Consider the following 19,425-nt stretch of genomic DNA (forward strand, 5'->3'; position numbering starts at 1 on the left):
TACGGCCGACAAGCAGATGCCCGGCCTGCAGGCCAGGGTTGGATAAACACGAATAGGGAGGTTGATGATGCAACCCTTCAAATCACTCTGCCTGGCGTTGCTGCTGGCACCGCTGGTGGCCCAGGCCGGGCCGGAGCTCAACGTTGGCGCGTTGTACGACTACCTGGATGAAGGCAAGAGCACGGTGCTCAAGCGCATCTACAACGCAGGCGATTCCACGGCCTTCGTCAAGGTCAGCGTTGCTGAGTTGATCTATGGGGCAGACGGCGAACCCCGCGAGGTGGACCTCGAAAAGCAGCCCCTCGACCAGCGCGGCGTGATCGCCAGCCCCGCGCGGCTGATCGTGCCGGCCAGGGGCATGCAGTCGGTGCGCCTGCTCTACCGGGGCGAGCGGGACAAGGAGCGCTACTTCCGCCTGCGCTTCGTGCCCGTGCTGCCGGAAACGAACGACGGTTTCGCCATCAGCGAGGAAGAAGCGAAGGACTACAGCGAGAGCCTCAAGGCGGGCGTCCAGTTGCTGGCAGGCTATGGCACGCTGCTGTTCGTGCGCCCCAAGGGTAGCCATTTCCGCACGCCGCTGCTGCGTGAAGGCGCCGATTTCGTGGTGAGCAACCAGGGCAACGCCACCGTGGTGCTGGATAACTTTCGCCACTGCGACCGTGATGGGCATGAGTGCGGGGCGGCGACCAAGTACCACCTGTTGCCAGGTGTCACCCGCAAGTTCCCCCAGCAGCCCGGGCGCGAATACCGTTTCGAGCTCCAGGAGGGCGGCCAACGCCAGGAACTGGCATTCAAGGATTGACCCGCCCAGCCATGTTTCGGCCTCTCAGGAGGGATCAGAAGATGCGATTGTGTTACCTGCCCGCAACCGTACGCGCTGCTGTCGCCTGGCTCGTACTGGGCCTGCTGCCGACGGCGCAGGCAGCCGACGTTACCATCGGCGCACGCTATCGGGCCGACGTCGGCAACCAGTATGCGCGGTTCGGCTCGTCCAATGAGTGGATATGCCGTACTTGGTCGGCATTGTGCAAAAGTGCATCGGAAAATGCAGTGGACCTGCCGTTCGGCACCTATTACAAAATCTCCAAGAAGGATGCGGGCACGCGCGATCAATACTATGTCAGGGTCCCGCCGCCACGCACCCTGCAAGTGCGACGCGAGGGAGGCAACGAGGTTTTGGACCTGGTGTTCGAGATCACCCATGTCAGCCAGTATGCAGTCGTGACGGCCGCCAGCCCGGTGCAAAACAACAGCCCGATCGCCACATACGATGTTCGTAACTGCAGCGTTGCCCGTGCTCCACTGCCGCCTGCGGGGCTTGGAGGCGTTTTTCAGTGGAAGTTCGTGAGTGGTAAATACTGCTATTCCAGCAGTTCACTGGGCAGCATCGGTGATTGGAGGGAATCGCTCGTAAGTCGAACGGGTATTGGCTACAAGCTGAGCTTGCCCTCGCCGACCAAGGTTGCGTCGGGCATATACCGAGGAAGCATGACATTCACCGTGGGGGGCGTCGGTGCCGACATTGATTTCGGCGAGGGAGTCGATCGGCTTGGCAATAGCTTGACGATCGATTTCGAGGTGGATCTGCGCCACGAGCTGAAGGTGGATTTCCCGCCCGGCTCCGACCGGGCCGTGCTCGAGCCGCCAGGCGGATGGTTGGCCTGGCCGGGTGGGCGTGTCCCACCGCAACTGGCCCGGGACCTTTCGTTTCGGTTGACCACATCCGGCCCGTTCACCGTATATGCAGCCTGCGAGTATCCGCTGGGCGGATCGGGCTTTTGCACGCTCAAGAACCATCAAAATGGGGAAGGGGTTGTGCTGGACCTGGCGATGTCGCTCCCTGCAGGTGTGAAGTACAACAATGGGCCAGTGCAGCGGATGAGAATTCACGCTAATACCGGCCGCCGCATGAGGCTTGTACCGGACTCGGCGACCAGTGCTTTGCCCGGTACAGTGCATTTCTGGATCAGGGAGTCATGGGTAGCATCCATGCTCCAGAAACCGCCGGGCACCTACCGAGGGGGCGTTACCCTGCTCTTCGATGCTGAAGTGCTCTAGCGGGCTCATATCATGCCCAGGAGCAGCAATATGAGCAGGATCACCAGTACCACACCGATGATGCCGGACGGGCCATAGCCCCAGCTGCGCGAATGGGGGAAGACCGGTAAGCCGCCGATCAGCAGCAGGATCAGGATGATGATGAGGATCGTGGTCATGGCGGAGTCCTTGCGTTGTTCGAGGGTTAAGGGCTCGGAAAGGCTGGCCTCTTGATCATTCCGACTGGCGCGCCAGGGGAAAGATTCCATCGGATGGTGCGGCGCTTGCCCCGGCGCGCCCCTCAGGTATGCTGGCGTCTTTTCGCTGGCAGGGTGCCTGGGTGATCAACTACGTCTGGTTCTTTACCGCCGCGCTGTTCGAGATCGGTGGCTGCTACGCCTTGTACCTGTGGCTGCGCCTGGGCAAGAGTGCCTGGTGGGTGGTGCCGGCGCTGGCCAGCCTGATGCTCTTCGGTTTGATCCTGACCCGTGTCGAAGCGGCCTATGCCGGCCGTGCCTATGCCGCCTACGGTGGAATCTACATCGTCGCTTCGCTGCTTTGGCTGGCGCTGGTGGAGCGTGCCAGGCCGCTGGGCAGCGACTGGCTGGGGGCGTTGTTGTGCGTGCTGGGGGCGACCCTCATCGTATTCGGTCCGCGCCTGCAACAAGGCTGAATTTGTAGGGAAAATTACCGCATTGTGTAGGAAGTATCTAAATACTGGTCGATGCATTGTGCGGCCGAATGTACCCCAGGCAGTCTCTGGTTTTCCGTTGGGTTGGAGGATCGGAGCATGCTGGTGTTCACACGCGATATTGGAGAAGGCATCGTCATTCGCGATGACATCTACATCAAGGTAGTGTCATCCAAGGACAAGGCCGTTCGCTTCGGCATCAGCGCGCCGCACGAGGTGCAGGTGCATCGGGAAGAGGTGTACCGGCGCATCAAGGCCAACCAGGCAAACGAAGAGGGCGCCTGCCGGCCTGGGCGCCGGGCCAGGAACACCTAGTCGAGCAGTTCCCGGGGCACCTCATGCCGGGCCAGCAGCTGGCATTGTTGGCTCTCCAGGTCGAAGAGGATGAACGCCTGCCCCTTGGCCAAGGCCTGGCGCACCCGCAGCACGCGGGTTTCGAGGGGGGTGTCGTCGCCATTGTCGGTACCGTCGCGGGTGACGAAGTCTTCGATCAGGCGGGTCAGGGTATCGGCTTCGAGTTGGTCGTAGGGGATCAGCATGGTCGCACGGTCTTGGCTGGGAAGCGGCATGCTCCCATAGATTGATGCAAAGCTGTAGCGGGTTTAAGGTGTCCGGCGCAGTTGCTTTAGCGCCTGGGAGACCGAGCGCCGCCCGTTCTCCCAGGCGCCTCTCTTCTCAAGACCTCCCCACCAAACTGTCCACCGGCGGCACGCGCGTCTCGCTTTCCATCTGCGCCTCGTGCTCCAGCTGGTGGCTGAAGCGCTCCAGGGAGGCGTTGGCCGGGTGCGAGTCGCTGGCGAACACAGGCGGGCTCAGCAGGTAGCTGGCCAGCAGCTTGCTCAGGGCCGCCAGGCTGTCGATATGGGTACGCTCATAGCCGTGGGTGGCATCGCAACCGAAGGCCACCAGCGCGGTGCGGATATCGTGGCCTGCGGTCACGGCCGAATGGGCATCGCTGAAGTAGTAGCGGAACAGGTCGCGGCGCACCGGCAGGTCGTGGTCACCGGCCAGTTTCAGCAAGTGGCGCGAGAGGTGGTAGTCGTAAGGGCCGGAGGAGTCCTGCATGGCCACGCTCACCGCATGTTCGCTGGACGCCTGGCCCGGCGCCACCGGCGCGATATCGATTCCAACGAACTCGCTGACATCCCAGGGCAGGGCCCCGGCGGCGCCGGAACCGGTTTCCTCGGTGATGGTGAACAGCGGGTGGCAGTCGATCAGCGGCTGGCGGCCGCTTTCCACCACGGCCTTGAGTGCGGCCAGCAGCGCCGCCACGCCGGCCTTGTCGTCCAGGTGACGAGCGCTGATATGGCCGCTTTCGGTGAACTCCGGCAGCGGGTCGAAGGCCACGAAGTCACCGATGGCCAGCCCCAGGGCCTCGCAGTCGGCGCGGGTGGTGCAGTAGGCGTCCAGGCGCACTTCCACATGCTCCCAGGTGATCGGCATCTGGTCGATCGCGGTGTTATAGGCGTGCCCGCTGGCCATCAGCGGCAACACGCTGCCACGGAACACGCCGGTGTCGGTGAACACGCTCACCCGGCTCCCCTCGGCGAAGCGGCTGGACCAGCAGCCCACCGGGGCCAGGGCAAGGCGGCCGTTGTCCAGCAACTGGCGCACGCTGGCGCCGATGGTGTCGACATGCGCCGAGACGGCGCGGTCCGGCGAGTTCTGTCGGCCCTTGAGGGTGGCGCGGATGGTGCCGCGGCGGGTCAGCTCGAAGGGGATGCCCAGCTCTTCCAGGCGCTCGGCCACGTAGCGCACGATGGTGTCGGTGAAGCCGGTGGGGCTGGGGATGGCGAGCATTTCCAGGAGCACGCGCTTGAGGTAGTCGAGATCGGGTTCGGGATGTCGGTCGGACATGTCCTGGCCTCCGTTCTGGGTCAGTGAATGGGGTGGTGCCCCATCGCCGGCAAGCCGGCTCCCACCTGGGCTGCGTTGTTTCAGAGACATCGCGATACCAGTGGGAGCAATTGTTTCCGAGCGCTGGCGTGCGCCCTGTGGGAGCCGGCTTGCCAGCGATTGGGCCGGTACGGCGTCGCTCAGACCAGCGCCCGGCTATGGGGGAACAACAGGTCAATGAAACGCTCGGCCGTGGGTTGCGGTTCGTGGTTGGCCAGGCCGACCCGTTCGTTGGCCTCGATGATCACGTAGTCCGGGTGCTCGGCATCGCGCACCATCAGGTCCAGGCCCACCACCGGGATATCCAGGGCCCGGGCCGCGCGCACCGCTGCATCGGCGAGCACGGGGTGCAGGCGCTCGGTGACGTCTTCCAGGGTGCCGCCGGTGTGCAGGTTGGCGGTACGCCGCACTGCCAGGCGCTGGCCGGCCGGCAGCACACTGTCGTACCCCAGGCCTGCGGCGCGCAGGGTGCGCTCGGTTTCCTCGTCCAGCGGGATACGGCTTTCCCCGCCCGTGGCGGCCTGGCGCCGACGGCTCTGGGCCTCGATCAGTGCCTTGATGCTGTGCTCGCCGTCACCCACCACCTGGGCGGGGTGGCGGATCGCCGCTGCCACCACTTCGAAGCCGATGACCACGATGCGCAGGTCCAGCCCCGGGTGGAAGCTTTCCAGCAGCACTCGGCTGTCGAAGCGGCGGGCCTGCTCGATCGCCTGGCTGATCTCTTCGTGGGTGGTCAGGTTGACCGCCACGCCCTGGCCTTGCTCGCCATCGACCGGCTTGACCACCACCGCGCCGTGCTCTTCGAGAAACGCCAGGTTGTCGTCGGCATTGCCGGCCAGCTGCTGCACCGGCACCCTCAGCCCGGCATTGTGCAGGACATGCTGGGTGAGGCGCTTGTCCTGGCACAAGGTCATGGTCACGGCGCTGGTCAGGTCGCTCAGCGACTCGCGACAACGCACCCGCCGCCCGCCCAGGCTGAGGGTGAACAGACCCACGGCGGCATCGTCCACCTGCACCTCGATGCCACGCCGGAAGGCCTCGTCGACGATGATGCGGGCATAAGGGTTGAGCTTGGCCTCCGGGCCAGGGCCAAGGAACAGCTGCTGGTTGATGCCGTTCTTGCGCTTGACGGCGAAGGTGGGCAGGTTGCGAAAGCCCAGCTTCTTGTACAAGCGCTTGGCCTGGCGGTTGTCGTGCAGCACCGACAGGTCCAGGTAGGCCAGGCCACGGCTCATGAAGTGTTCGATCAGGTGGCGCACCAGCACCTCGCCAACGCCTGGGCGGCTGCATTGCGGGTCCACCGCCAGGCACCACAGGCTGCTGCCGTGTTCGGGGTCGTCGAAGGCCTTGCTGTGGTTCAGGCCCATGACGCTGCCGATCACCGCGTTGGTGTCTTCGTCCTCGGCTAACCAGTACACCGGGCCACCCAGGTGGTGCGGTGTGAGCAGGTCAGGGTTGACCGGCAGCATGCCGCGGGCCTGGTAGAGTGCGTTGATCGCCTGCCAGTCGGCTTCGGCCTGGGCGCGGCGGATACGAAAGCCGCGGAATACCCGTTGCGCCGGGCGGTAGTCGGTGAACCACAGGCGCAAGGTGTCCGAGGGGTCGAGGAACAATTGTTGCGGCGCTTGCGCCAGCAACTGTTGCGGGGCCGCCACGTAGAGGGCGATGTCACGTTCGCCGGGGTGCTCGTCCAGCAGCGCCTCGGCCAGCACCGCCGGGTCCGGGTAGGTGTGGCCGATCAACAGGCGACCCCAGCCGCAGTGCACAGCGCGCGGCTGGTCGTGGGGTTCGCTGCCGTCGCCTGCCAGGCGCGCCTGCAGGCGCTCGTAGGAGGGCGCTTGTCCGCGGAGCAGGCGTTGGCCATAGGCTGTTTGGGCTTTCATCGGTCAGATTCCTTGTTCGCTGAGCCACAGGTTCAGGGCCGCCAGCTGCCACAGCTTCGAGCCGCGCAGCGGCGTCAGCTGGCCATGTGGGTTGCTCAGCAGGCGGTCGAGCATCGCTGGGTTGAACAGGCCACGGTCCTGGCTCGGGTCGGTCAGCAGTTCGCGCACCCAGTCCAGGGTGGCGCCTTGCAGGTGCTTGAGGCCGGGCACCGGGAAATAGCCCTTCTTGCGGTCGATCACCTCATGGGGGATGACCCGCCGCGCCGCAGCCTTGAGCACCTGCTTGCCGCCGTCGGGCAGCTTGAAGCGGGCCGGGATACGTGCCGACAGCTCCACCAGGCGGTAGTCCAGGAACGGCGTACGCGCTTCCAGGCCCCAGGCCATGGTCATGTTGTCGACGCGCTTGACCGGGTCGTCCACCAGCATCACCGTGCTGTCCAGGCGTAGGGCCTTGTCCACCGCCTCGCTGGCGCCGGGGCGGGCGAAGTGCTCGCGGACGAACTCGCCGGCCACGTCGGTCTCCAGCAGCCAAGGGGCCTGGACGGTGTCGCGGTATTCGGCGTGGCTGCGGTCGAAGAAGGCTTCGCGGTAGGCGGTGTAGGCATCCTCGGCGCCGTCGACCTGTGGGTACCAGTGGTAGCCGGCGAACAGCTCGTCGGCGCCTTGGCCGCTCTGCACACCCTTGCAGTGCTTGGCCACTTCCCGCGAGAGCAGGTAGAAGGCGATGCAGTCATGGCTGACCATCGGCTCGCTCATGGCACGGAACGCCGCGGGCAGCTGTTCGATGATCTCGCGCTCGTCGATGCGCAACTGGTGGTGGCGGGTGCCGTAGTGGCGGGCGATCAGGTCAGAGTACTGGAACTCGTCGCCGCGCTCGCCTCCGGCGTCCTCGAAACCGATGGAGAAGGTCGAAAGGTCGTCCACGCCGACGTCGCGTAACAAGCCCACCAGCAGGCTCGAGTCGACGCCGCCGGAGAGCAGCACGCCGACATCCACTGCCGCACGCTGGCGAATGGCGACGGCGTCGCGGGTGGCGTCGAGCACGCGGGTGGTCCAGTCATCCAGGTCCAGCTGCTGTTCGTCGGGGTGCGGGCCGTAGTGCAGTTGCCACCAGGTCTCGCGCTGCACTTCGCCATGGCGGTCGATGCGCATCCAGGTGCCGGGCTCGAGCTTCTGCACGTTGGCCAACAGGGTGCGCGGCGCGGGGACCACGGCATGGAAGTTGAGGTAGTGGTTGAGCGCCACCGGGTCGATAACCGGGTCGATGTCGCCGCCCTTGAGCAGGGCCGGCAGGCTCGAGGCGAAGCGCAGGCGCTCGCCGTTGCGCGACAGGTATAGCGGCTTGACCCCGAGGCGGTCGCGGGCCAGGAACAGGCGCTGGTTGTCGCGCTCCCAGATGGCCAGGGCGAACATGCCGTTGAGCTTGGGCAGCAGTGCCGCGCCCCAGGCATGGTAGCCCTTGAGCAGCACTTCGGTGTCGCCGTCGGAGAAGAAGCTGTAGCCCAGGCCTTGCAGCTCTTCGCGCAGCTCGGGGAAGTTGTAGATGGCGCCGTTGAAGGCCAGCGACAGGCCCAGGGTGTTGTCGATCATCGGCTGGGCCGAGCCGTCGGACAGGTCCATGATCTTCAGGCGTCGATGGCCGAGGGCGATCGGGCCCTGGCTATGGAAGCCCCAGGCGTCGGGGCCTCGGGGTGCCAGGTGGTGGGTGATGCGCTCCACCGCGGCGAGGTCCGCCGGGCGAGGGGCTTGGTCGATGGGGGTGAAACGTAACTCTCCTGCTAATCCGCACATAGGTCCTTACCGGTTTTGCCGTTGGGGAATATGTGCCTCCGAAATGAGGCACATAAGGAACTGACCCATGGGGATTGTGAGAGTTTTAGATCGATCTGTTATATAGGCTGTGAGATCGTGCGCCGCCGATCTCAAACTTGGATTATCGACCGCGAATCAACCGGCGTAACGCAAACCGGTTCGGATGGCATGCTTCTGCCACTGCCCGAGGCACTGGCAACGGTTCGCCGCACACCCAGGCCGCGACCAGTTCGCCGCAGAGCGGTGCGGTGATCAAACCCCGCGACCCATGGCCGCTGTTCACATACAGCCCATCCAGCCACGGGCAGGGTGTGTCTGGCACCTGGCGGGCATCCTTGGCCAGCACCGCATACGCCTCGGCGAACGCTTGCGCTTCCGCCACCGGCCCGACGATCGGCAGGTAGTCGGGGCTGGTGCAGCGAAACGCCGCCCGGCCTTGCAGCTGCTCAGGGTCAAGCTCAGCGGTGTGCAGCCGCTGCGCCAGGTCGGTGGAGATCTCGTCCAGCAGCGCCAGGTTGCCCTGGTGCTCGGCGGTGGTCGGGGTCAGGTCGTCGTTATGGAAGTCGAAGCTTGCGCCCAACGTGTGCTCGTCGCCCCGTGGCGGTGCCACGTAGCCCTCGGCGCAGACCACGGTGCGCAGCGCTCGGCTGGCCTCGGTAGCCGGCAGCCGGGTGATCTGCCCACGAATGCGCTTGAGCGGCAGCGCGCTACAGGCGTCGAAGCGGCGCACCTCGGCGGCGCCGGCCAGCACCACCACCGGTGCGCTGGCCAGCAGGCGTTGGCCATCCCAGGCTTGCCACTGGCCATCGACCTTGCGCAGCTCGATCACCTCGCGGTGCGTCAGCAAGCGGATGTTCGGGTGGCGCAACTGCGCCTGGCACAGCGCGGGTGGATGGACCCAGCCACCTTCGGGGTAGAACAGCCCGCCGGTCGGCAATGCCACGCCGGCCACGGCTTCGGCCTGGGCCTGGTCGAGTACCTGCAGCAGGCTGCTGTCGAAGGCTTCGGCTAGCTTGGCCTGGCGCTGGGCTTCCTGGTCGTCGAAGGCCAGCTGCAGTACACCGCAGGCGTCCCAGTCCTGGCCGGGCTGCAAGCGTTGCAGCCAGCGCCGGGTGTAGCCGAAGCCGGCGAGGATCATCTGCGACAGCGCCGTGCCATGGGCCGAAAGCTTCAGGTACAGCACGCCCTGGGGGTTGCCCGAGGCTTCACGGGCCGGCGCGTCGTGGCGCTCCAGCACGCTGACCTGCCAGCCACGGGCGGCCAGGCTCGCGGCCGTGGCGCTACCGGCCAGGCCTGCGCCGATCACCAGGGCCTGGCGTGGGCCCTGGGGCAGGGTGGGGCGGGCGTACCAGGGTGCAATGCCCGGAGGCAGCGGTTGCTCGGCCGGCCAACCCTGGAACTCGCCGTGCATCACCTCCCACTTCTTGCCGATACCGGGCACCTTGCGCATGGCAAAGCCGGCAGCGATCAGGGCGCGGCGTACCCAGCCGGTGGTGGTGAAGGTGGCGAGGGTGGTGCCCGGGCGGGAAAGCCGGGCCAGTTGCGCGAACAGCTCCGGCGTCCACATGTCGGGGTTCTTGGCCGGAGCGAAGCCGTCGAGGAACCAGGCATCGACTGGCGCATCGAGCTGGGGCAGCTGTTCGAGCACATCGCCGACCAGCAGGGTGAGGGTGACGCGGCCGTCTTCGAAGCTGAACGGCTGGAAACCGCCATGTACCGCCACGTATTGCTCCAGCAGTGGCCGCCAATAGGGCGCCAGGTGCGGCCACAACTGCACGGCACGGGCCAGGTCATCACGGGTCAGCGGGTATTTCTCGACGCTGACGAAGTGCAGGCGCGCTTCGGGGGGCGCGTGTTCGGCGAACAGCTGCCAGGCGCTGTAGAAGTTCATGCCGGTGCCAAAGCCCGTTTCGCCGATTACCAGGCAGGTGCCGGGCGCGAGGTTGGCGAAGCGCTCGCGCAGGCGATTCTGTTCGAGGAACACATGCTCGGTTTCCTCCACGCCTTCGTTCTTCGAGAAGTAGACGTCGTCGTACTGGCGCGAATGGGGGCGGCCCTGGTCGTCCCAGTCGATCTGGGCGTGGGTGATGTCAGGCATGGGTGGCTCGGGTTGCGGTGAAAGGCGGCGATTTTAAGGCATCTGGCGGTTTTTCGCTGGCTGTACCGGCCCAATCGCCGGAGCAAGCAACTCAAGACAGTTGCGCCCACACATTCAGCGCTTATGGGGGCGATTGATACCTGAAGCCTGGCGCGCAATCCGCTAGTCTTGCTTATCCATTGAAGGAGCCAAGGCCACCCATGTTCGAATCCGCCGAAATAGGACACAGCATCGACAAGGAGGCGTACGACGCCGAAGTGCCCGCGTTGCGCGAGGCGCTGCTCGAGGCCCAGTACGAACTCAAGCAGCAGGCGCGCTTCCCGGTGATCGTGCTGATCAACGGCATCGAAGGTGCCGGCAAAGGCGAGACGGTCAAGTTGCTCAATGAATGGATGGACCCGCGCCTGATCGAGGTGCGCACCTTCGACCAGCAGACCGACGAAGAACTGGCCCGCCCCCCGGCCTGGCGCTACTGGCGGGCCCTGCCGCCGAAAGGGCGGATGGGCGTGTTCTTCGGCAACTGGTACAGCCAGATGCTCCAGGGGCGGGTGCACGGCCTGTTCAAGGACGCCGTGCTCGACCAGGCCATCACCGGTGCCGAGCGCCTGGAGCAGATGCTCTGCGATGAAGGTGCGCTGATCATCAAGTTCTGGTTCCACCTGTCCAAGAAGCAGATGAAGGCCCGGCTCAAGGCGCTCAAGGACGACCCGCTGCACAGCTGGCGCATCAGCCCACTGGACTGGCAACAGTCGCAGACCTACGACCGTTTCGTGCGTTTCGGCGAGCGCGTGCTGCGCCGCACCAGCCGTGACTATGCGCCCTGGCACGTGATCGAGGGCGTCGACCCGTACTACCGCAGCCTGGCGGTGGGGCGCATTCTGCTGGAGAGCCTGCAGGCCGCGCTGGCCAGCGCACCGAGCACCAAGCACCAGGGCAACGTGGCCCCGCTGGGCCGCAGCATCGACCAGAAGAGCCTGCTCGGTGCCCTGGACCTGAGCCGGCGCCTGGACAAGGCCGACTACCAAGAACAACTGGTGACCGAGCAGGCGCGCCTGGCCGGCCTGCTGCGCCACAAGCAGATGCGTCGGCACGCCCTGGTGGCGGTATTCGAAGGCAACGACGCGGCAGGCAAGGGTGGGGCGATCCGCCGCGTGGCGGCCGCGCTCGACCCCCGCCAGTACCGCATCGTACCGGTGGCCGCGCCCACCGAGGAGGAACGCGCCCAGCCGTACCTATGGCGTTTCTGGCGCCATATCCCGGCGCGCGGCAAGTTCACTATCTTCGACCGCTCCTGGTATGGCCGGGTGCTGGTGGAGCGGGTCGAGGGGTTCTGCACGCCGGCCGACTGGATGCGTGCCTACGGCGAGATCAACGACTTCGAGGAACAGCTGACCAATGCCGGCGTGGTGGTGGTCAAGTTCTGGCTGGCGATCGACCCGCAGACCCAGTTGGAGCGCTTCGAGGAGCGCGAGCAGATCCCCTTCAAGCGCTACAAGATCACCGAGGAGGACTGGCGCAACCGCGACAAATGGGAGGTGTATGCCGAGGCGGTGGGGGACATGGTCGACCGGACCAGCACCGAGATCGCGCCATGGACGTTGGTGGAAGCCAACGACAAGCGTTGGGCGCGGGTGAAGGTGCTCAGGACGATCAACCAGGCGCTGGAGGCGGCGTTCGCCAAAGACAAGAAGTAGGCCCAATCGCCGGCAAGCCGGCTCCTACAGGTACTACGGTGCCTCTAGCCGGCTTGCCGGCGATTGGGGCATGACAGGCACCCATGCCTCCCCGGAATAACCCGATGAATTATTTTCCCGCCACTTTTCCCCAGCCCGATACTCCAAACCCCGTAGAATTTCCGCACCCTTCCCATGGGCCTGATTCGAGGACGCTATGCACATTTCTTCCGGACGCTGGGTCTATGGCCTGTTCCTGGCACTTCTGACCGCGCTGCTCTGGGGCATCCTGCCGATCAAGCTCAAGCAGGTCCTGCAGGTGATGGACCCGATGACCGTCACCTGGTACCGCCTGCTGGTGTCGGGCGGCCTGCTGTTCGCCTGGCTCGCGGCCAACCGGCGCCTGCCCTCGTTCGACAAGCTGGGGCGCAAGGGCTATGGCCTGGTGGCGGTGGCCGTGTGCGGGCTGGTGGGCAACTACGTTCTGTACTTGGTCGGGCTCAACCTGCTCAGTCCCGGTACCGCGCAACTGGTGGTACAGCTCGGCCCGGTATTGCTGCTGGTGGCCAGTGTGTTCGTGTTCAAGGAGCGCTTCAGCCTGGGGCAGGGCATGGGCTTGCTGGTACTGCTGGCCGGTTTCGGCCTGTTCTTCAACCAACGCCTGGAAGAACTGCTGACCTCGCTGGGCACCTACACCACCGGCGTGCTGACCATCATCCTGGCCACCAGCATCTGGGTGTTCTACGCCCTGAGCCAGAAGCAACTGCTGACGGTATGGCATTCGCAGCAGGTGATGATGGTGATCTATCTGTGCTGCGCGGTGCTGCTCACGCCCTGGGTGCATCCACTGGAAGCACTGCAGTTGAGCCCGCTGCAGGGGTGGTTGTTGCTGGCGTGCTGCCTCAACACCCTGGTGGCCTATGGCGCCTTCGCCGAGGCGCTGGCCCATTGGGAAGCTTCGCGGGTGAGCGCGACCTTGGCGCTGACGCCGCTGGTGACCTTCGTCGCAGTGGCGCTGGCGGCCTGGTTGTGGCCGGCGTATGTGCATGCCGAAGACATCAATGCCCTGGGATATGTGGGGGCGGTGACGGTGGTGCTGGGCTCGGCGCTGGTGGCCCTGGGACCTTCCTTGGTGGCCGGGTGGCGTGCGCGACGGGCCAGAATGCGCGCACGCGCCCTCTTGTAGGAGCGGCCTTGTGCCGCGATCGGGCGCGAAGCGGCCGTAAAACCTGCGACCCGCGTTCTGCCAGGAGTGCCGTGCAAGCAGGGTCTATGGCCGCTTCGCGCCCGATCGCGGCACAAGGCCGCTCCTACAGGGGGCATGCGTGTATTTGAGGATCAGCCTTTGGCCCCCGGAGCCAGCATGTTCTCCGGCCTCACCCACTGGTCGAATTGCTCGTTGGTCAGGTACTTCAGCTCCAGCGCCGCCTCACGCAACGTCTTGCCTTCGCTATAGGCCTTCTTGGCGATCTCCGCGGCCTTGTCGTAGCCGATATGCGGGTTCAGCGCCGTCACCAGCATCAGCCCCCGCTCCAGGTGCGCGGCCATCTGCTCGGCGTCCGGTTCGATGCCCGCCACGCAGTGCTGCTGGAAGTTGTGGCAGCCATCGGCCAGCAGCTCGATCGACTGCAGCAGGTTATGAATGATCACCGGCTTGAACACGTTCAGTTGCAAGTGCCCCTGGCTGGCGGCAAAGCCGATGGCGGCATCGTTGCCCAGCACCTGGCAGGCCAGCATCGACAGCGCCTCGCACTGGGTCGGGTTGACCTTGCCCGGCATGATCGAGCTGCCCGGCTCGTTGGCCGGCAGGCGTACCTCGGCCAGCCCCGCCCGGGGGCCCGAGCCGAGCAGGCGCAGGTCGTTGGCGATCTTCATCAGGGCCACGGCGAGGGTCTTGAGGGCGCCGGCCAGGGTGGTCAGCGGCTCATGGCCGGCGAGGGCGGCGAACTTGTTCGGTGCGGTGACGAAGGGCAGGCCCGACAGCGCTGCCAACTCCGCGGCGATGGCCTCGGCGAACCCGTGCGGGGCATTCAAGCCTGTGCCCACCGCAGTCCCGCCCTGGGCCAGTTCGCACACCGCCGGCAGGCTGGCGCGGATCGCCCGCTGGGCGTAGTCGAGCTGGGCGACGAACGCCGACAGCTCCTGGCCGAAGGTGATGGGGGTGGCGTCCATCATGTGGGTGCGGCCGGTCTTGACCAGGTGCTGGTGACGCGCCGACAGTTCCGCCAGCCCTGCCGACAGCTCGGCGATCGCCGGCAGCAGCTTGTGGTGCACCGCCTGGGCGGCGGCGATGTGCATGGCGGTGGGGAAGCAGTCGTTGGAGCTCTGGGAGCGGTTGACGTGGTCGTTCGGGTGCACCGGCGTCTTGCCGCCTCGACCCTTGCCGGCCAGCTCGTTGGCGCGGCCGGCGATCACCTCGTTGACGTTCATGTTGCTCTGGGTGCCGCTGCCGGTCTGCCAGACGACGAGCGGGAACTGGTCGTCATGTTCACCGGCGAGCACTTCGTCGGCAGCCTGCTCGATGAGCCGGGCGATGTCCGCCGGCAGGTCGCCGTTGCGGTCGTTGACGCGCGCGGCGGCCTTCTTGACCAGGGCCAGGGCGTGCAGCACGGCCAGGGGCATGCGCTCCTTGCCGATGGCGAAGTTGATCAGCGAACGCTGGGTCTGCGCGCCCCAGTAGGCGTCCTCTGGAACTTCGACCGGGCCCAGGCTGTCTGTCTCGATACGGCTCATACTGCGTTCACTCCTTTGTCTGTCCGAAACCGCAGTTTAGGCCTTGAATCGACAGAGCGGTTCCGTCGCTCGTCGCGCCACTTGAGCACTGTGCCCGCTGCGGCGCAGAATGCTCTTCTCTGAGGTAACCCCTCCCTCTCTTGAAGGAAATGCAATGACCCGTCTCCGTGCCCTTTGCGCCGCCGCTGCCGTTACCCTGGCCTTCGCCAGTGGCCAGGTCCTGGCCGCCACCGCCAGCCACAACGCCGCCGCGGAAAAATTCCTGACCCTGGCCAACGCCGACAAGCTGGGCACCCCGGTCTACATGCAGGTCCAGCAGATGTTCGCCCAGCGCTTCGCCCAGACCAAGGCGCCGACCTCCAAGCAAGCCGTGCTGGAGAGCTACCAGGCCAAGGCCAACGCCGCCCTGGACAACGCCATCGGCTGGAACAAGATCAAGCCGGACATGGTCAAGTTGTACACCGACACCTTCACCGAGGCCGAGCTCAAGGACCTGGTCAAGTTCTACGAGTCGCCGCTGGGCCGCAAGGTCATGCGCGAGATGCCCAAGGTCACCCAGCAGTCGGCCCAGATGACCCAGGCCAAGCTCGAGCCTGCGGTGCCTGTGGTCAACAAGCTGCTCGACGACATGACCAAGGAACTGGACCCCAACGCCGGCAAGGCCGCACCCGCGAAGAAGTGAGTAACGCCCGATGAGCATGCAGCAACGCATCGAACAGCAGCTGGCGCCGCTGGCCACGCAGCACCTTGAAGTGCACAACGAAAGCCACATGCACAGCCGTGGCCAGGAGACCCACTACAAGGCGGTGCTGGTCAGCGAGCAGTTCGCCGGGTTGAACAGCGTCAAGCGCCACCAGAAGGTCTACGCCACCATGGGTGAGCTGATGGGACAGATCCATGCCCTGGCCATCCACACCTATACCCCGGAGGAATGGGCGGCGGTCGGTGTCGCACCGGCCTCGCCGGTGTGCGCCGGCGGCGGGCACTGAATCCTTTCGGTCGTTCTGATACAATCCGCGACATTCCCTGGGGGCCGCTGCGCGGCCCATCGCCGGCAAGCCGGCTCCCACAGGTACAGTGCAGCGCTTGATGGCTGCGCCGAACCTGTGGGAGCCGGCTTGCCGGCGATGGGCTGCGCAGCAGCCCCCATGCTTTGTGTAGAACCCGGTCCGCCCCTTACGAGGGCGACCACCTGGAGAATCGATTCATGACCCAAGCTATCGTCGTGGCGGCGCTGTACAAGTTCGTCACCCTGGAAGACTACGTCGAGCTGCGCGAGCCGCTGCTCAAGACCATGGTCGACAACGGCGTCAAAGGCACCTTGCTGCTGGCCCTCGAAGGCATCAACGGCACCGTCTCGGGCACCCGTGAAGGCATCGATGGTCTGCTCGCCTGGCTGCGCAACGACCCGCGCCTGGTGGACATCGACCACAAGGAATCCTACTGCGACGAACAGCCGTTCTACCGCACCAAGGTCAAGCTCAAGAAAGAGATCGTCACCCTGGGCGTGCCGGGCGTGGACCCGAACCACAAGGTCGGCACCTACGTCGAGCCCAAGGACTGGAATGCCCTGATCAGCGACCCCGAGGTGCTGCTGATCGACACCCGCAACGACTACGAAGTGGCCATCGGCACCTTCAAGGGCGCCATCGACCCCAAGACCGAGACCTTCCGCCAGTTCCCCGAGTACATCAAGGCCAACTTCGACCCCAGCCGGCACAAGAAGGTTGCGATGTTCTGCACCGGCGGTATCCGCTGTGAAAAAGCCTCCAGCTACATGCTCGGTGAAGGCTTCGAGGAGGTCTATCATCTTAAGGGCGGCATCCTGAAATACTTCGAGGAAGTGCCTCAGGAAGAAAGCCTCTGGGACGGCGACTGCTTCGTCTTCGACAACCGCGTCACGGTGCGCCATGACCTGACCGAGGGCGAGTACGACCAGTGCCATGCCTGCCGCCACCCGATCAGCGTGGAGGACCGTGCGTCCGAACACTATTCGCCAGGCATCAGCTGCCCGCATTGCTGGGACAGCCTGAGCGAGAAGACCCGGCGCAGCGCCATCGACCGGCAGAAGCAGATCGAGCTGGCCAAGGCGCGCAACCTGCCTCACCCGATCGGTTACAACTACAAAGCCGAGGCTTGACTGCATGTCCGCACGCCTGCTGTATGTGATGGACCCGATGTGCTCCTGGTGCTGGGGCTTCGCCCCGGTGGCCGAGGCGCTGATCGCCCAGGCCCGTGCGGCCGGCGTGCCGACGCGCCTGGTGCCCGGCGGGCTGCGCTCGGGCAGCAGTGCCCTGGACGCCTCGACTCGCCGCTACATCCTCGAGCACTGGCAGGCGGTCGCCGAGGCCACCGGCCAGGCTTTTCGCTTCGAGGGCGCCATGCCTGACGGCTTCGTCTACGACACCGAGCCTGCCTGCCGCGCCCTGGTGGCTGCCCGCGAGCTCGATGCCGAGCGTGCCTGGCCATTGCTGGCAGCGATCCAGCAGGCCTTCTACGAGCAGGGCGTGGACGTCACCCGTGCCCCGCAGTTGGTGGAACTGGCCGAGCAGGTCGGTTTCGACCGTGCACGTTTCGCCGAAGCGTTCTCCAGCCCCGATACCCGTGCCGCCACCGCGGCCGACTTCAGTTGGGTGCAAGACCTCGGTATCGCCGGCTTCCCGACCCTGCTGGCCGAGCGCAATGGCCAGCTGGCCCTGCTGACCAACGGCTACCAGCCGCTGGAGCGTCTGCAACCCTTGCTCGGCCGCTGGCTGCAGCAGGCCGCTTGTGCTTGACCTGCCGGGGTCGTCCGACCCTGTGCCGGGGAAGGCCCCCGCTGTGCCCGATCGCTTGAGCTGGGCGGAAATCCGCCGCCTGGCCCTGCACCACAAGAAAGCCCTGTGGACCGCCAACCTGGTGGCCGTGCTCGCCGCCTTGTGCAGTGTGCCGATCCCGTTGCTGCTGCCGTTGCTGGTGGACGAGGTGCTGCTGGGCCATGGCGACGCCGCGCTCAAGTGGATGAACCACTTCCTGCCCGGCAGCTGGCAAGTGGCGGCCGGCTACATCGGCCTGATGCTGTTCGCCACCCTTGGCCTGCGCCTGGCCGCGCTGGCCTTCAACGTGGTCCAGGCCAAGCTGTTCGCGGGCCTGGCCAAGGACATCGTGTACCGTTTGCGCATCCGCCTGATCGAGCGGCTCAAGCGGATCTCCCTCAAGGAGTACGAAAGCCTGGGCAGCGGGACGGTGACCACGCACCTGGTCACCGACCTGGACACCCTGGACAAATTCGTCGGCGAGACCCTGAGCCGCTTCCTGGTGGCCGTGCTCACCCTCACCGGCACCGCCGCCATCCTGATCTGGATGCACTGGCAGCTGGCCATGCTGATCCTGCTGTTCAACCCGCTGGTGATCTACTTCACCGTGCAGTTGGGCAAGCGGGTCAAGCACCTGAAGAAGCTGGAGAACGACAGTACCGCGCGCTTCACCCAGGCCCTGGCCGAGACCCTGGATGCCATCCAGGAGGTGCGCGCCGGCAACCGCCAGGGCTATTTCCTCGGCCGCCTTGGCCTGCGGGCCCGGGAGGTGCGCGATTATGCCGTGGCCTCGCAGTGGAAAAGCGACGCCAGCGGCCGTGCCAGTGGATTGTTGTTCCAGTTCGGCATCGATATCTTCCGTGCTGCGGCCATGCTCACGGTGCTGTTCTCCGACCTGTCCATCGGCCAGATGCTGGCGGTGTTCAGCTACCTGTGGTTCATGATCGGGCCGGTGGAGCAGTTGCTCAACCTGCAGTACGCCTATTATGCCGCCGGCGGCGCCCTGAGCCGGCTCAACGAGCTGCTGGCACGGGCCGACGAGCCCCAGTACCCGGCGGCCGTCGACCCCTTCGCCGGGCGCGACACGGTCGGCATCGAGGTGCGTGACCTGCGTTTCGCCTATGCCGAGGAGCCGGTGCTGGAACACCTGGACCTGTCCATCGCCGCCGGCGAGAAGGTGGCGATCGTGGGGGCCAGCGGCGGCGGCAAGAGCACCCTGGTGCAGCTGCTGCTGGGCCTGTACAGCGCCCAGGGCGGTACCATCCGCTTCGGCGGTGCGAGCCTTCAGGAAATCGGCTACGAGACCCTGCGCGAGAATGTCGCGGTGGTGTTGCAGCACCCTTCGCTGTTCAACGACAGCGTGCGCGCCAACCTCACCCTGGGTCGCGACTGCAGCGACGAGGCCTGCTGGCAGGCCCTGCGCATCGCCCAACTGGATGCCACCATCGCCGCCTTGCCCCAGGGCCTGGACAGCGTGGTGGGGCGCTCCGGCGTGCGCCTGTCGGGCGGCCAGCGCCAGCGCCTGGCGATCGCCCGCATGATCCTGGCCGAGCCCAAGGTGGTGATCCTCGACGAAGCCACCTCGGCCCTGGACGCCGCCACCGAGTACAACCTGCACCAGGCCATGGCGTGTTTCCTGAGCGGGCGTACCACCTTGATCATCGCCCACCGCTTGTCTGCGGTTAAGCAGGCGGACCGGGTACTGGTGTTCGACGGTGGGCACGTGGCCGAGGATGGCGATCACCAGCAGTTGATCGCCGAGGGTGGCCTGTATGCCAAACTGTATGGGCATTTGCAGCAGACTTGA

Annotated in this window: 18 protein-coding genes; 11 read left to right on the plus strand and 7 right to left on the minus strand. The window is 65.8% G+C overall.

The window, feature by feature from the left end; translation table 11 throughout:
* The first annotated feature begins 67 nt into the window (after positions 1–67).
* Together AC1MHZ_RS18270 and AC1MHZ_RS18275 are read left to right on the plus strand one after the other, a co-directional pair.
* Positions 68–802, plus strand: coding sequence for a pilus assembly protein (locus AC1MHZ_RS18270; RefSeq protein WP_084854890.1), 735 nt, complete (start codon positions 68–70; stop codon positions 800–802).
* Between the two features lie 41 nt (positions 803–843).
* Positions 844–2,058 (plus strand): hypothetical protein, encoded by a 1,215-nt coding sequence (locus AC1MHZ_RS18275; protein ID WP_143515164.1) that lies wholly within the window; start codon positions 844–846, stop codon positions 2,056–2,058.
* Positions 2,059–2,063: 5 nt separating this feature from the next.
* On the opposite strand, the gene AC1MHZ_RS18280 is transcribed toward AC1MHZ_RS18275, so the two are convergent.
* Positions 2,064–2,216: a DUF3309 family protein gene (locus AC1MHZ_RS18280; RefSeq protein WP_084854892.1), complete on the minus strand. Its 153-nt coding sequence runs from the start codon at positions 2,214–2,216 to the stop codon at positions 2,064–2,066.
* A 161-nt stretch (positions 2,217–2,377) separates the two neighbouring features.
* On the opposite strand from AC1MHZ_RS18280, the gene AC1MHZ_RS18285 reads away from it, so the two are divergent.
* Both AC1MHZ_RS18285 and csrA read left to right on the plus strand, forming a co-directional pair.
* On the plus strand, positions 2,378–2,710 hold the full coding sequence (locus AC1MHZ_RS18285) for a YnfA family protein (protein ID WP_084855136.1): 333 nt from the start codon (positions 2,378–2,380) through the stop codon (positions 2,708–2,710).
* Positions 2,711–2,827: 117 nt separating this feature from the next.
* Positions 2,828–3,043, plus strand: a complete 216-nt coding sequence (csrA, locus tag AC1MHZ_RS18290) for a carbon storage regulator CsrA (RefSeq protein ID WP_084854893.1) — start codon at positions 2,828–2,830, stop codon at positions 3,041–3,043.
* On the opposite strand, the gene AC1MHZ_RS18295 is transcribed toward csrA, so the two are convergent.
* The 5 genes from AC1MHZ_RS18295 to mnmC form a co-directional block, all read right to left on the minus strand.
* Positions 3,040–3,267 carry a YheU family protein gene (locus AC1MHZ_RS18295; protein ID WP_084854894.1) on the minus strand — a complete coding sequence of 76 codons (228 nt, stop codon included), beginning with the start codon at positions 3,265–3,267 and terminating at the stop codon, positions 3,040–3,042. The two genes, csrA and AC1MHZ_RS18295, sit on opposite strands and share 4 nt — an antisense overlap.
* Positions 3,268–3,403: 136 nt before the next feature.
* Entirely contained in the window at positions 3,404–4,585 is a 1,182-nt protein-coding gene (locus tag AC1MHZ_RS18300) for an osmoprotectant NAGGN system M42 family peptidase (protein ID WP_084854895.1), read from the minus strand.
* 179 nt (positions 4,586–4,764) lie between these two features.
* The gene (gene ngg / locus AC1MHZ_RS18305; protein WP_368829850.1) at positions 4,765–6,507 is read right to left on the minus strand and encodes an N-acetylglutaminylglutamine synthetase; all 1,743 of its coding nucleotides are present in this window, start codon (positions 6,505–6,507) and stop codon (positions 4,765–4,767) included.
* 3 nt (positions 6,508–6,510) lie between these two features.
* Positions 6,511–8,298 carry an N-acetylglutaminylglutamine amidotransferase gene (locus AC1MHZ_RS18310; RefSeq protein WP_084854897.1) on the minus strand — a complete coding sequence of 596 codons (1,788 nt, stop codon included), beginning with the start codon at positions 8,296–8,298 and terminating at the stop codon, positions 6,511–6,513.
* A gap of 142 nt (positions 8,299–8,440) precedes the next feature.
* A complete protein-coding gene (mnmC, locus tag AC1MHZ_RS18315; protein ID WP_482966750.1) occupies positions 8,441–10,417 on the minus strand; it encodes a bifunctional tRNA (5-methylaminomethyl-2-thiouridine)(34)-methyltransferase MnmC2/FAD-dependent 5-carboxymethylaminomethyl-2-thiouridine(34) oxidoreductase MnmC1 in 1,977 nt (658 codons plus the stop codon).
* Between the two features lie 200 nt (positions 10,418–10,617).
* Here mnmC and pap point away from each other — a divergent pair, with 200 nt between their 5' ends.
* Complete coding sequence (gene pap, locus AC1MHZ_RS18320) at positions 10,618–12,111, plus strand: polyphosphate:AMP phosphotransferase (protein WP_084854899.1); 1,494 nt, start codon at positions 10,618–10,620, stop codon at positions 12,109–12,111.
* Between the two features lie 196 nt (positions 12,112–12,307).
* A complete protein-coding gene (locus tag AC1MHZ_RS18325) occupies positions 12,308–13,276 on the plus strand; it encodes a DMT family transporter (RefSeq protein ID WP_084854900.1) in 969 nt (322 codons plus the stop codon).
* 152 nt (positions 13,277–13,428) lie between these two features.
* On the opposite strand, the gene AC1MHZ_RS18330 is transcribed toward AC1MHZ_RS18325, so the two are convergent.
* Positions 13,429–14,823 carry a class II fumarate hydratase gene (locus tag AC1MHZ_RS18330; protein WP_084854901.1) on the minus strand — a complete coding sequence of 465 codons (1,395 nt, stop codon included), beginning with the start codon at positions 14,821–14,823 and terminating at the stop codon, positions 13,429–13,431.
* A 154-nt stretch (positions 14,824–14,977) separates the two neighbouring features.
* Here AC1MHZ_RS18330 and AC1MHZ_RS18335 point away from each other — a divergent pair, with 154 nt between their 5' ends.
* From AC1MHZ_RS18335 to AC1MHZ_RS18355, 5 genes are all read left to right on the plus strand, one after another.
* Positions 14,978–15,505, plus strand: a complete 528-nt coding sequence (locus tag AC1MHZ_RS18335) for a DUF2059 domain-containing protein (RefSeq protein ID WP_084854902.1) — start codon at positions 14,978–14,980, stop codon at positions 15,503–15,505.
* Between the two features lie 10 nt (positions 15,506–15,515).
* A complete protein-coding gene (locus AC1MHZ_RS18340) occupies positions 15,516–15,812 on the plus strand; it encodes a BolA family protein (RefSeq protein WP_196145737.1) in 297 nt (98 codons plus the stop codon).
* Between the two features lie 218 nt (positions 15,813–16,030).
* Positions 16,031–16,963 (plus strand): oxygen-dependent tRNA uridine(34) hydroxylase TrhO, encoded by a 933-nt coding sequence (trhO, locus tag AC1MHZ_RS18345; protein WP_084854904.1) that lies wholly within the window; start codon positions 16,031–16,033, stop codon positions 16,961–16,963.
* 4 nt (positions 16,964–16,967) lie between these two features.
* A complete protein-coding gene (locus tag AC1MHZ_RS18350) occupies positions 16,968–17,600 on the plus strand; it encodes a DsbA family protein (protein ID WP_416767749.1) in 633 nt (210 codons plus the stop codon).
* Positions 17,593–19,425 (plus strand): ABC transporter ATP-binding protein, encoded by a 1,833-nt coding sequence (locus AC1MHZ_RS18355; protein ID WP_482966751.1) that lies wholly within the window; start codon positions 17,593–17,595, stop codon positions 19,423–19,425. The genes AC1MHZ_RS18350 and AC1MHZ_RS18355 overlap by 8 nt, the downstream gene beginning before the upstream one ends.

The organism is Pseudomonas sp. FA-1 (assembly GCF_056856075.1).